This is a genomic window from Microvirga brassicacearum, assembly GCF_008757455.1.
GTDB lineage: Bacteria > Pseudomonadota > Alphaproteobacteria > Rhizobiales > Beijerinckiaceae > Microvirga > Microvirga brassicacearum.
Map to the genome: position 1 here is coordinate 79,282 of NZ_VCMV01000001.1, position 12,702 is coordinate 91,983.

Below are 12,702 nucleotides of genomic sequence, written 5' to 3' on the forward strand. Positions count from 1 at the left end.
CCGTCCGGTCGGGCCCAGCGGGAAATAACCGAATGCCGACGATTGCGATCACGCCTGTGGGCGCGATTCCGCGACCTGTAACGGGTGCACAAACGAATGCGCGACGCGGTCGCCACGCGATCCGTCTTTGTGCAACGCTCAGCCTGGTGCTCGGCTTTCAAGCTATGGCGGCTGCGCCCGCCGCTGTCGCGACTTTGCCCAGCGCCCTCTTGGCTCGTCCGGTTTCTGCACCTTTGCCGGTCCCGGAATTCCGTAAAAATCCTGGGCTCTTCCGCTCCATCATCGAGGCCGCTTTTCCGAAAGCGACCCAGAGGAAACCCGCCCCGGTCGATCCGGTTCCGGTGGCGGCCTTTGACGATCCCGACGAGTTGATCCTGTTCGGCGGCCGGACCGTGCCGCGATGGCTGGTCCATTCCGTGCTCAAGGCGGCTCATGTCACGGGCGTCGATCCGGTCTACATGCTGACGCTCGCCGATGTTGAATCGAGCCTCTCCAACGAGGCGAAGGCGCCGACCTCGAGCGCCGAGGGGCTGTTTCAATTCATCGACCGCACATGGCTCGAGACGGTCTACCTCCACGCGGCCGATTACGGCTTCGAGGCCGCCGCCAAGGCAATCCGCCTCGTCGATGGCGAACCGGTCGTAGGCGACGACAAGGACCGTTCGTGGATCATGAGCCTGCGCACCGATCCCTATTTTTCGGCGCTGATGGCGGGAGAGTTGATCAAGGACGTGGAGCGCGCGCTACAGGCACAAGGCGAACGCGAACTGGAGGAGGCCGAACTGTATCTGGCCCACTTCCTCGGCGCCGGCAGCGCGGTGCGTTTTCTCGATGTGCTCTATTCCGATCCGAACATGAACGCCACCAAGCTCTTCCCAAAGGCAGCGAAGGCCAATGCGGGATTGTTCACGGACGGCAAGGGCCGCAAGCGCCGCGCCGTGAGCGTGGCGGAGTTGTACAACAAGATCGATTCGAAGATCGTCCGACGCATGGATCGCTACGAGGATATCGGCCCCATCCTCGCCCGGATCAACGCCCCCGCCGCCGCGCCGCGGATCGACGCATACGCAGAGGTTCAGTAGTTGCGCGTTGGCCGCGGGTCCCGCGGCTAGAGCCGGGCTCTGTCTCTTAGTTTTGGCGCATGATCCTTCGGCGAACCGGCAGCCACTTCGCCGGATCAGGCTCTAGAACGCCTTGAAGGTGATGATCGTGTGTGTGTCGGCGATCTCGGGAATCGATTGCACGTTCTCGGCGATGAAATGCCCGATATCGACGTCGTCATCCACGTGGAACTTGGCCAGGATGTCGTAATTGCCGGCGGTCGAATAGATTTCGGACGCGATCTCCCGGTCGGCCAGCGCACTCGCGACCTGATAGGTCCTTCCGAGCTTGCATTTGATCTCGACAAAGAAAGTCTGCATGAGGCGCGCTCCGGGTCAGGGTTCGTCTATATGGCGCGAAAGGCGCGCCGCGTGAAGGTCAAGGCCGCCCGATGCTCACATAAGTGAAGCCGCGCCGCCGCATGTCCTCGGGCCGATAGATGTTGCGAAGATCGACGACGATCGGCTGCGCCAACGTCTTGTGCAGGCGACCGAGATCGAGCGCGCGGAACGCATCCCATTCGGTCACGATCACCAGCGCATCGGCGCCCGTCGCACAATGGTACGCGTCGCCGGCGTATTCGACATCGGGCATGAGCGCCTTTGCGGCCGTCATGCCCTCTGGATCGTAGGCGCGCACGATCGCGCCGGCATCCTGCAAGGTCGTGATGACATCCAGCGACGGTGCATCGCGCATGTCATCGGTGTTCGGCTTGAAGGTGAGACCCAGTACCGCGATGGTCTTGCCGCGAACCGAGCCGCCGCAGGCGGCAATCACCTTGCGTCCCATCGCCCGTTTGCGCTGGACGTTGACGGCCGCGACCGTCTCGATGATGCGCGTCGGCGCCTCGTGATCCTGCGCGGTCTTGATCAGCGCGAGCGTATCCTTGGGAAAGCACGAGCCGCCATAGCCGGGTCCCGCATGCAGGAACTTGGAGCCGATGCGGTTGTCGAGGCCGATGCCGCGCGCGACATCCTGCACATTCGCGCCCACCTGCTCGCACAGGTCGGCGATTTCATTGATGAACGTGATCTTGGTGGCGAGGAACGCGTTGGCGGCATATTTGGTCAGTTCCGCGGTCCGCCGGGACGTCACCAGAAGCGGCGACTGGTTGAGATAAAGCGGGCGGTAGACTTCCGTCATCACGTTGGCGGCGCGGTCGTCCTCGGTGCCGATGACGATCCGGTCCGGGCGCTTGAAATCCGCGATGGCAGCGCCTTCGCGCAGGAATTCCGGGTTCGACACCACGGCGAATTCAGCCTCCGGCCGCGCCTCGCGAATGATGCGCTCGACCTCGTCGCCGGTACCGACCGGCACAGTCGATTTGGTGACGATGACCGTGTAGCCGTTCAGGGCGGCGGCGATGTCGCGGGCGGCCTGGTGGACGAAGGTGAGGTCCGCGTGCCCATCCCCGCGTCGCGAGGGCGTGCCGACCGCAATGAACACCGCTTCGGCTCTCGCCACCGCCTCCGGCAGGCTGGTGGTGAAGGAAAGCCGGTTCTCGCGCACGTTCTTGGCGACGAGATCGCTCAGGCCCGGCTCGAAAATCGGAATTTCGCCCCGGTTCAGGGCCTCGATCTTGGCCGGGTCCTTGTCCACGCAGCAGACGTCATGGCCAAAATCCGCAAAGCAGGCGCCCGAAACCAGGCCGACATATCCCGCTCCGATCATCGCGACACGCATCAGGGGCTCTCCGGTTGATCAACGACCGGTTTAAGCGGGCGGAGGCTTGGCTGCAAGCGGCGCCGCGGGAGGCCATCGACGCAATAGAGTCTTTGACTTCGGTTCTCGAGCGGCACACAAGACCCGCCAATCGAATCCGAGGCTACCCATGGATAACCCTTTTCTCGTCGAGGTCGCCCGCGGCCATCTGGTCGAATCGCGGCACCGCGGCAGCGTTTCGGTCGTGGAAGCCGATGGCGTCACGGTTTTGTCGCTGGGCGATGTCGACAGGCCGGTCTTCCCGCGCTCGGCGGTGAAAGCGCTTCAGGCACTCCCTTTGATCGAGAGCGGCATCGCCGAACAATTCGGGCTTACCGACGAGGAGATCGCGCTCGCCTGCGCGTCCCATTCGGGTGAGCCGCGCCATACGGCGGCCGCCGCCGCCATGCTGGCGAAGGCCGGGCGCGACCTGTCGTGCCTCGAATGCGGCACCCATTGGCCCATGGGAGAAGCCGCCAACCGTGCGCTTGCGGCGAGTGGCGAGACACCCACGGCCCTGCACAACAACTGCTCGGGCAAACATGCGGGGTTCATCTGTCTCGCCTGCGGGTCGGACACCGATCCCGCCGGCTATGTGAAGGCGGCGCACCTGGTCCAGCAACGGGTGCGCGCTGCGCTTGAGGACATCACGGGCGCATCTCACGACGAAGACCGGAGCGGTCTCGACGGTTGCTCGATCCCAACCTATGCAATCCCGCTCCCGGCCCTGGCCTTCGGTTTCGCCCGCTTCGGCACGGGGATCGGAATATCGCCCGACACCGCGAAAGCCGCCGGACGCATCCGCAAGGCGGTGGCGCAGCACCCGTTCATGGTGGCGGGCACGGACCGCTTCGACACCAGGGTGATGGAGATCCTGGGCGAGCGCGCCTTCGTGAAGGTGGGCGCCGAGGGCGTCTATTGCGCGGCCTTGCCCGAGCTCGGCTACGGCATCGCACTGAAGGCCGACGATGGCACCACCCGCGCCGCCGAGGCCATGATGGGCGGGCTGCTGCTGCGCTACCTCAAGCTCAGCGACGAGGAACGCGCTGCCATTGAGCGCCTGGCGCAGCCGGTCCTCAGGAACTGGAACGGCATCGAGGTGGGCGGAATGACCGCGACCGGGGAGTTGATGGGTGCGCCGTCTTCCTGAGACGCAGCGGCGTCTCGAAGGATCCTCTAGCCCCAATGCGAACCGAGGGTCCTGTCCCCAGGTCGCCCAGCCGCAAAGGCGAGAGCCGCCACGCCGATGACCGCGAAGTAGCGCCGGACACCTGATCGGCCAGGCGCTGGATCGGTGCGCGGCTGCGCTGGGCTTCCGCCACGAGCTGTACGATCTGCGACAGCATGGTGTCGCGCCCGACCTTTCGCGCCTCGGTCAGGAGGCCGCCGGACTGGTTCATGGCCGCCGATCGCCTCGGCACCCACCTCCTTGGTCACGGGCATCGACTCCCCTGTCACCATCGATTCATCGACGGAGCTGCGCCCCTCCACAACGATGCCGTAGACCGGGGACCTTGCTGCGGCTTCGGGCCAAGGACGCCCCTACCGCGGCCTTGTAGGATCTGTTCACCCGCTGGTCCAGACATTCGGTTTACCTCTCAGAGGTACCAAGAACGGCGATTTGCGTCGGTTTGGTCTTGATCTCACCAGCCGCACCGAGGAACTTCTGCATTGCTCTATGGTGTGAAACAGAAGGTATCAACCGATGAAGACGCGCAAACTCGGTCCCCACCTCGCCGTTTCGATAGTTGGGCTCGGCTGCATGGGAATGAGCCACGCCTATGGTGGCCAGGACGAGCAGGAATCCATCCGCACGCTTCATCGGGCCATCGATCTTGGCGTTACCTTCTTCGACACGGCGGAGGTCTATGGCCCGTTTCAAAACGAAATCTTGGTCGGCAAGGCCCTGAAGCCTTATCGTGACAAGGTGGTGATTGCCACCAAGTTTGGCTTTCGGATCGACACGAGCAAGAGGGGCGCGGACGCCATGTCCGGCGTCGACAGCCGGCCGGAGCATGTCCGCGAAGTGGCCGAGGCGTCGTTGAAACGGCTCGGGGTCGAGGTGATCGATCTGTTCTATCAGCACCGCGTCGACCCGCAGGTGCCGGTCGAGGATACAGTGGGTGCCATGGCGGACCTTGTGAAGGAAGGCAAGGTGCGCGCGCTCGGCCTTTCCGAAGCGGGAGCCACCCACATCCGCCGGGCTCATGCTGTCCATCCGATTTCCGCTCTTCAGAGCGAGTACTCGCTCTGGACCCGCGATCCGGAAGGCGAAATCCTCGACACCTGCCGCGAACTAAGTATCGGCTTCGTGCCATTCAGCCCACTCGGTCGCGGTTTTCTAACAGGTAAAATCCAGAAACCGGAGGATTTCGGTTCCGAGGATTTCCGGCGGACGCTTCCGCGCTTTAGTCCCGAGAACATGGCCGCCAACGCCTCGCTCGTGAAATTGCTGGAGGAGACGGCGGCGACAAAGGGCGTGACGGCTGCACAACTCGCGCTTGCCTGGGTCCTCCACCAGGGAGATTTTATCGTCCCCATCCCCGGTGCACGGAAGATCGCGCATCTGGAGCAGAACGTCGCCGCTGCGGACATTGCGCTTTCGCCGGATGAGTTCAAGACGCTCGGCGACTTGTTGGCGCCTGAAAAATTTGCCGGCAAGCGCTATGGCGATGCAGCCATGTCGCTGACCAAAAGGTGAGATAGGTACGTTTAGCGCGAGCATTTCAGTTCGACGACTTATCCAGCCGTACGAAAGCAGAAGTGTGCGGAACGCGCCGCAACAATCACATCGCCACACGGGCGCCATCCAGACATGACATCTCCTAGCATACTCCTGATGGACGGGGACGGGCATGATGTGATCCGGCGGCAAGAGAACCAGAAATAGGACACGATTATCGAGCTCACTGACGGTGCGACACTGACTGAACGACCGGCAGGTCCGCTGGTTTGCCCCTTTGGAAGTGGTCCTCCTGAGGTATGGCTTTGCCGAAGTCAGTCGCATTGAGGCGGGAACAACTGCTGATCCTGCGTTTGTGAGATTAGCTTGCGGTCATCAATAAGCCGCGGCGCGTAGCCAAGTCACCGATGCCAAGATTTCATCCTCCGCTGGTGCTTTACATTCCGGAAAGTCGTCGAAAGTCTCAGTCGCGAGCGCTTGAACCAACTCGCAGTCCCTTACTCCAACCTGTCCCAATTGGTCCCGATGACGTTCGAAGTGTTCTTCCGTTGGGTCGCATGGTTGCTTACTCTGGCAATCTTGGCATTCACCCTTTCTCCCATTGAACACAGGCCGGTCACTTCGGCTCCTGCCGATCTGGAACGGTTTGCCGCGTTCGTGGTGACGGGAGCAGCTTTCTGGCTCGCCTATCCCAAACAACGCTTTGGAATCATGCTGCTGGTGACCGGAGGTGGCGCGCTGCTCGAGACGGCCCAAGCCTTAGTCCCAGGTCGTCACGGTCGCCTCGAGGATGGCCTTATCAAGGCGTTAGGCACCCTTCTTGGCGCTGCAATCGCTCTGTTGATTGAGCGGGAGATCAAACGACGCAGGAAAATCCGCTGAACGCCCAATCGAAAACCTGGAGCGCCTTTCGCGGCCAGAGGTTCGATATGGCAAGATTGTCATCGATTTCTCGTTCTTGCGCAGTTGACGGCTGGAGTCGATGAATGTGCAGCAGGGGCGCAAGTTCTTCTCAACGCTACGACCAGCGTCAGACAGCAATCGGGTCGGGTTCAGGCTTGATAAGAAACTGCGGTCCTACATGGCTGGCACCGCCGCGATCAAGGATAGGGTTGACCAACCACGAACTGCCAAATGCCTTCAGCGATCGCGGCGGCGACTGCAGTCGCGACGCTTCACTAGGCGGCACGGTCGAACGCGCGCTTCTCACCTGCGCCGACGGTTGAATCCGGATTGCGCCTATCCTTGACAATAATGCAAGTCGCCCGAATATTATCTGGCGAATTGGGCGGGTTTCGATCGCTCCGATATGGCACTCGCGCCCGTTCTCTCGCGGGTTACTATTTTGTTCCATGCATTGCGGCGCCATGCTGTTCTATCGCGACGTTTCGCCGGCGCAGATCTGCGCTTCCAGGCTCTTCGGGATCATTGGAGCAGGGGGCCTGGGCTGTCCAGACGTCTGACCCGCCGGCTGTCCGAGTTAAGTCCAGAACTGGAACGGATCATCGCAACCAAACGACAGCAGGGGCTTTATGTGCCCTTGGCTCTGATCGATCGAAATGGACCGCTTCTTCCGCTGATCGAGCCTTTCTGGGCCACAAAGGTCATCCCCGCTATCGAGTTTCGACCAGTCCATCGACACAGCCTCGTCGTTGTCGACCTCGAGGGAGATGTGGGCATTCTCAAAAATTTCCTCGGCAACGTTTCTGAGTTCGTGAACGAACTCGAAGCCGCGCTGATGCTACATGAAGCACGCTGCAATGTTCCGGACGTGCTCCACGTCGATTTCGACCGCCTCCATATCGTCTATAGCTATATTCGAGGTCGCAACCTACGGTTGGCTCTAGAGGAGGCTGGCGCCGATGTCAAAGGGCGGCCGATGCCCCGATTTATCCTCTCCCGTCGCCGGCTAGAGGCGCGTCGGACCGAGTTAGCTCGCCAGTTTCTACCACACGTGGTCGATGCGGTTACAATCGACCGGATCCGGGACGGCCTCGTCGCCGTCCACCGTGCTGGATGTACGCTTGAGGATATCAAATACGGCAATATCATCATCGAGGAGAAAACCGGCGAACCGGTCTTCATCGATTTCGAGCGAGCACTTTGCCTAAAGGACATTCCAGCCGGGCTCGCCTCGTATATCCGCGAGCGGGACATCAAAAAGCTCACCTGGATTCTCAAGGTCGATCCCGCCGTTGCGTCGAACCGGTGGTCGCGTTGATGCCGACGCACAGGGCCCAACCTGTGCGCACTATCTCACACTCGTCAAAGGCTCTCCGCGGTCCGCCCGCGGAACGCCGCGATCGGTACAACTGCACTTATGACAGCCTTATATCGGGAGATGACATGCCCGGGATCGAATTGGTGCGCGCGTCGCCACGCCGCCACAGCGAAGCGAGCGCGCGTCTCTGGATCTTCCATGACGCGGAGTGCGGCGCTCATCGCGTGCTCGTCATCAGTTGGAACCAGAATCCCGAACGGCGCTCGGGTCAGGGTCAAGGCTTTCGGCCCGCCTGTCTCGCCTTGGAGAATCTCGGCCGGTCCCGAGTCGCAGTCGGTGGCCACGACGGGTTGCCTGACGCACATCGCCTCGAGCATTGCATTGGGGAAGCCCTCCGCATTAGACGAAGAGACATAGAAACGCGCCCGTGCGACGATTGCGTGCGGATTTGGAATATAACCCGGCATATGGACCCTGTCGGCGATCCCGAGCGCCGCGGCGAGCGCCGTCAGTCCGCTTCGCTCGGGTCCTTCCCCGAGAATGACGAGCGCGCTGGTGATGTTTGCGCGAGCGTAGGAACGCAGGAGCATCGAGAAGTTCTTGTTGGTCACGAGACGCCCAACGGCCACGATATAATCGGCTGGAAGGACGATTGACGGCTCCGCGCGAGCCGCATGCGCGATCCTATCGATCTCGATCGTGTTGTGGATCGTGACCATTTGGCGAGTGGTTAAGCCGTAGTTGCGCACGAGGTCGTCGCCGACGCCGCGTGATACCGCTATGACGCGATCGGCGTACGGGTAGAAACATCGGACCGCCAGCTTGCGCAAACCCCGAAAGCCGCCGGATGAGAAATGGCTTGTGGTATGCACACGTTCGCTGATGATGCAGGGTATCCGCAGCAGCCGCGAACACGCGATCGCCGCACAGTTCGCGCGGGTCAGGAAGCTGACGACGACGTCGGGCCGGTTCTCCCGCATCACGCGAAGAAGGACATGGATACTGGAGAGCAACCGCCCTCCAGAATCGAGTGGCGTACGCGTCACACGAGGCGAGGGCGCGTACATGTCCTCGCCGCGATCCAGCGTTACGAGCGTCACCGCCCAATGTTCCTCAGCCTCTGCCAACGCGGAGGCGAGGGTACACACCACCCGTTCGGCGCCACCACCCTCGAGCGAGTTGATGACGAAAAGGACCTTGCATGCTCGTGTTTTGCTCGTCATACGTCAGCGGGCTCTAATTTGGTCGGTGGCGGCGCCTTCGGGGAACGGTCGTGATGGACGATAGCCTCGACAAAGCCGGCAAGCTGCCGACCGATCTTGACCCAGTCATTGGCCGACAGGTCCGGCGAGTGATGAAGCCGTTCAGACCGAAGCGCGAACACGAACGCTGCTATCCGATCGGCTGTCAGGTCACCCTTGTAAAGATGGACCCAATCCGCACCGGCTGTTTCCCGCAATTCCGGCAGGCTGCCGATGGACGGTGCCAGGATTGGCCGATTGCGCGAAAGCGAAAACAGCGCAGCGCCGCTATTCAGCACGTTTCGATAGGGAAGAATGACCGCATCGGACTTGTCCAACATGGCTTCGAGTTCCTCATCGCGCAGGAGCTCGGACCTTAGGTCGAGCTCAATGTGAGAGGCGCTACTTGCAAGTTCCCGCAATCTCTGGATGAGGTCGAGGTCGTCCACTTTCCCTGCGACGGTGAGGTGAACAGCGTCTCCCGGCAATTCCTTCATGCACCAGATAAGCTGTTCCACGTTTTTGTAGGGTCGAATTTGACCGAAATGGAGCAGGCGAACCGGGAAGCCAGGGGAGCGAGGCGGCGTCGGAGGCGATGCCATGGACGAGCGGTAATGCCCGTGCGTGGTGACGAGACCCGGTACCGCAGCGAGGGCGGGGTGGTGTTTAAGGATCTCCGCGCGCGAGCTGTTCGACAGATAAATGACGCCATTGATCAACTTTAGGAAATCGGCGCCACTACCCGGCTGAAGATTGGGCACGTCGTGGGGGTGAATATTGTGAGCAACCCACACAATCTTGAGACCGGTAACTAGCTTCGCAAGTTCAAGGAGCTTCAGTCTCAATCGCGATCTCAAGCCGCGGCGTCCGGCAGAGCCCGAAAGAAAACTGTTCGGCCAGTGAAAGATCACCACCCGGAACGACAGGAGTTTCCGAAACGAGAATTCCTCGACGCGAAAACCGTTCGCCAGCAGCGCTCGCGCGAACAGCACGGTAAATGCGTTACTCCTTCCTCTGAATGCCGGCGAGATCGCGACTGACAGCGAGGCGCGTAGCGGCATGGCAACATCTTCTGTGATCCGTTTGTGCCTAACCATAGTAACGATCGAGAGAAAGAAGTTGCGAAAAGGGAAATCGGCTCATGGTTCATCCTCAGCCGCGTGTAACTCGGGCGCTTCCGCCATGACTGCCTCCCACGGTTGGGGCGCCGAACGGTTTCGGACGGGATTTGCAAAGCCCCTACCGTGTGTCTCGGCCATGCGGTTGCCCCGAGGGTGCTTCAGTGGGAACCAGTCGCTCCTTGAGAAGAAGAGAGTAGAGGCGCTCGGCTAACAGACGATGCCCTTCGGCGTTGGTGTGTTCATCCCAAGGAGCAACCCAGAGCGACTGCCGGTCCCGGACCCTCGAGAAGGAACCTTGTAAATCAATAACCGGAAGCTTGGCTGATTGCGCGAGGGTCGCTAAACGATCGAACACTTTGCTGCGCGAGCGGCTGTCGTTCGGGATTTCAAGCAGAACCAGTGCCGGGCGAATGCCCCATGATACGGTCGAATCGTGGAACCTTTCGAATACCGCCCGCAGGGTTTCCTCCGCGAAGGGCGCCAACTTGCTCTTGAGGACGTCCTCCTCCGGAAGGGCCTCGGGCCTGATACCCGCCCGATCCATTGCGTTTTTGATAAAGGGAAACTGATCGAGGAGCTGGTTTCTGACCAAATTCCGAACTGATCTGAACGTCCAATCCGGTTCCACTGTGCCCGCCACATACAGGACCAGGTTCGGGTGAAGCGGTAAAATTCGTTGCTCGATGACGGCAAGTTTCTGGGTCGGTCGATATGATTGATATGAAAAATTCAGGATCTCGAACTTATAGCCGGTCAGCGGGCCCAATTCGCGGTTGAGGCGGTCCTCGACGACGTTCTCATAGGTTTCATCATCCTTCACACCCCAACCCATGTCGTGCGAGGCGCCAACCAGGCCGATACGGAAGGTATTGGGCTCGGGCTCGAGCGAGTACTCACGGTCACGTAATCCAAGCCTATTGATCGTGCGCGTGACTCCAGTAGCCATCGTTGCTGTCGACGGCACAAATTCCCTCTCGATAGCATCGTTACGGTCCCTCACCGGGACTGACCCTTTCCAATCCGGCGGCTGCATGCCGTAGATCTTCCACAGCTCGTCATTGAAGCGCGCCGCATCACCGAGATCTTCGTAGTAGCCGCGAACGAGCTTCTTCGAGTCGGCAGCGTTGAGCTGGGTGCGGTCGCGCATGTCCTGCACCAGCGTCACCAGCGCTGGCGACACCGTCTTTAGCAAAGCAGGCTGTAACGCGACTACGATAAGCAGGCTGGCGATTGCCGAGACCGCCGCAGCCTGCAGCAGGAATGGCTTACCCGCTTCGCCGGCTTCGCCGCCACTGCCGAACACCTCGCGCCTTCTGTGCCGAAGCACTGCACCCAGCACACCCAGGCAGGCTGGCAAGCCGAGGAGGACTGCCAGATCCACCGGCCCCGAGTTGAGAAGGGCTCGCCAAATGAATCCAAGCTCCTCCAGATTGGGGGTACTCCAGATCGTCCAGAGAACACAGATTGTGATGAAAGTGCCGCTGATCCTCAGGGCGAGCAGCGCATCGCTGCGAAATGTCCTTGCCGGCTTCGCGAGCGATCTTTGCCGTCCCTTGCGGGATTCCAAAAGGACGTTGATCGATACGACGAGACCCAGCCCGAACCAAAACACCATGTCGGTCCATACAATCGGAAACTCGCCCCGAATCCAGAACCATTGGTAGGAGTGGAGAAGCCAAGTGGCGGTGAATGCAATCAGCGTCGCCAATGTGATCGCAAAAGTCTCGCCCCGTTTCCGGAGCGAGAAATAGGCGGGGTTAAAAACTAGTTTTTGGATGAAATCCTTCCAGTAGATATTAATTCTACGCCAGAAGTCGGTGAAGCTAGAGGAGAACAGATAAAAGTGATGGGTTTCGGCGAGCCCGAAGCCGTACAAATGGAGCAATCCGACAATGAGGTGGAACAGGCCGGAGATCTTGAGATAGAGCAGGAAGGTAGACACCATGTATTGCGCGGCGTCAGTACCGCTCATCGCACTTGTTGGCTCAATAACTGCCAAGAAATAGACCGCCTTGTAGAGCGCCAGCTGAACAAGCCCTCGCAGCATCCATCTCACGCCGGTTTGGTATAACCGTAATGAATCGTCGTTGTAGATGCTGCGCTGGAGAGTCTTGTAATCGACCACGGGAAAGAGAGGGAAGCAAACATTCGGCAGCATGAAAAAGTATGAGAACGCGCGCCCGACGCTAAACGGCCCGGCACTGTGTTTGAGATCGTAGATGTAGATGACCAGCCGGAATATGAACATCGAGCCAAGGATGGGCCAGATGGTCATCGGGATCGCTGATAACTGCGGTAGCACCTGCTTTCGCGCGAGCGCCAACATCAGACCAACGATCGTTATGAGTGCGATGCGAATCCAGAACGCTACCGGCAGGTGACATAAGGCAATGAGCAGTCCTCCGGTGGCGAGCAGCCACATTCCGGGTTCCCACCCAAAGACGAGTGGCACGCTTGCAATGGAGAGCGCAGCAAAAAAATTGATCCGCCAGGCCGCAGGCAGGAAATGGTGGACTAGAAAGCCGCCCAAAGCGAGCATCAGGACCGACTCAAATGCGCGGGTTTCTATATTGGTCAGCCTGATCGCAGCCGCCACGAGCGCGAGCTCGACGGTGATCACGGCGAGCCGGAGGA

General features: G+C 60.5%; 10 protein-coding genes and 1 pseudogene. 5 read left to right on the top strand and 6 right to left on the bottom strand.

Annotated elements, in window-relative coordinates; genetic code table 11:
- Positions 1-32: 32 nt before the first annotated feature.
- Positions 33-1,082, top strand: a complete 1,050-nt coding sequence (locus FEZ63_RS00335) for a lytic transglycosylase domain-containing protein (protein WP_150941645.1) — start codon at positions 33-35, stop codon at positions 1,080-1,082.
- 102 nt (positions 1,083-1,184) lie between these two features.
- On the opposite strand, the gene FEZ63_RS00340 is transcribed toward FEZ63_RS00335, so the two are convergent.
- Positions 1,185-1,421 (bottom strand): Lrp/AsnC ligand binding domain-containing protein, encoded by a 237-nt coding sequence (locus FEZ63_RS00340; RefSeq protein WP_150941646.1) that lies wholly within the window; start codon positions 1,419-1,421, stop codon positions 1,185-1,187.
- Positions 1,422-1,479: 58 nt separating this feature from the next.
- Positions 1,480-2,784 carry a UDP-glucose dehydrogenase family protein gene (locus FEZ63_RS00345; RefSeq protein WP_150941647.1) on the bottom strand — a complete coding sequence of 435 codons (1,305 nt, stop codon included), beginning with the start codon at positions 2,782-2,784 and terminating at the stop codon, positions 1,480-1,482.
- Positions 2,785-2,932: 148 nt separating this feature from the next.
- On the opposite strand from FEZ63_RS00345, the gene FEZ63_RS00350 reads away from it, so the two are divergent.
- Positions 2,933-3,952: an asparaginase gene (locus tag FEZ63_RS00350; protein ID WP_150941648.1), complete on the top strand. Its 1,020-nt coding sequence runs from the start codon at positions 2,933-2,935 to the stop codon at positions 3,950-3,952.
- Between the two features lie 27 nt (positions 3,953-3,979).
- On the opposite strand, the pseudogene FEZ63_RS00355 reads toward FEZ63_RS00350, so the two are convergent.
- Positions 3,980-4,311, bottom strand: a pseudogene (locus FEZ63_RS00355) (P-type ATPase actuator domain-containing protein); the annotation flags it as partial.
- 196 nt (positions 4,312-4,507) lie between these two features.
- Between FEZ63_RS00355 and FEZ63_RS00360 the strand changes: the two are divergent.
- The 3 genes from FEZ63_RS00360 (at position 4,508) to FEZ63_RS00370 (ending at position 7,706) form a co-directional block, all read left to right on the top strand.
- Positions 4,508-5,503 (top strand): aldo/keto reductase, encoded by a 996-nt coding sequence (locus FEZ63_RS00360; RefSeq protein WP_150941649.1) that lies wholly within the window; start codon positions 4,508-4,510, stop codon positions 5,501-5,503.
- A 459-nt stretch (positions 5,504-5,962) separates the two neighbouring features.
- A complete protein-coding gene (locus FEZ63_RS00365; RefSeq protein WP_420846242.1) occupies positions 5,963-6,367 on the top strand; it encodes a VanZ family protein in 405 nt (134 codons plus the stop codon).
- Between the two features lie 652 nt (positions 6,368-7,019).
- A complete protein-coding gene (locus FEZ63_RS00370; RefSeq protein ID WP_162419630.1) occupies positions 7,020-7,706 on the top strand; it encodes a BUD32 family EKC/KEOPS complex subunit in 687 nt (228 codons plus the stop codon).
- Positions 7,707-7,750: 44 nt separating this feature from the next.
- Here the strand turns inward: FEZ63_RS00370 and FEZ63_RS00375 are convergent, their stop codons facing one another.
- The 3 genes from FEZ63_RS00375 to FEZ63_RS00385 form a co-directional block, all read right to left on the bottom strand.
- Entirely contained in the window at positions 7,751-8,929 is a 1,179-nt protein-coding gene (locus tag FEZ63_RS00375) for a glycosyltransferase (protein WP_150941652.1), read from the bottom strand.
- Entirely contained in the window at positions 8,926-10,008 is a 1,083-nt protein-coding gene (locus FEZ63_RS00380; RefSeq protein ID WP_150941653.1) for a glycosyltransferase family protein, read from the bottom strand. Before FEZ63_RS00380 ends, FEZ63_RS00375 begins: the two co-directional genes overlap by 4 nt.
- Positions 10,009-10,186: 178 nt before the next feature.
- On the bottom strand, positions 10,187-12,688 hold the full coding sequence (locus FEZ63_RS00385; RefSeq protein ID WP_150941654.1) for an SGNH/GDSL hydrolase family protein: 2,502 nt from the start codon (positions 12,686-12,688) through the stop codon (positions 10,187-10,189).
- Positions 12,689-12,702 lie beyond the last annotated feature (14 nt).

Coding starts and splice junctions, on each gene's coding strand:
- FEZ63_RS00335 (WP_150941645.1), top strand. CDS start 33: ATGCCGACGATTGCGATCACGCCTGTGGGCGCGATTCCGCGACCTGTA.
- FEZ63_RS00340 (WP_150941646.1), bottom strand. CDS start 1,421: ATGCAGACTTTCTTTGTCGAGATCAAATGCAAGCTCGGAAGGACCTAT.
- FEZ63_RS00345 (WP_150941647.1), bottom strand. CDS start 2,784: ATGCGTGTCGCGATGATCGGAGCGGGATATGTCGGCCTGGTTTCGGGC.
- FEZ63_RS00350 (WP_150941648.1), top strand. CDS start 2,933: ATGGATAACCCTTTTCTCGTCGAGGTCGCCCGCGGCCATCTGGTCGAA.
- FEZ63_RS00360 (WP_150941649.1), top strand. CDS start 4,508: ATGAAGACGCGCAAACTCGGTCCCCACCTCGCCGTTTCGATAGTTGGG.
- FEZ63_RS00375 (WP_150941652.1), bottom strand. CDS start 8,929: ATGACGAGCAAAACACGAGCATGCAAGGTCCTTTTCGTCATCAACTCG.
- FEZ63_RS00380 (WP_150941653.1), bottom strand. CDS start 10,008: ATGCCGCTACGCGCCTCGCTGTCAGTCGCGATCTCGCCGGCATTCAGA.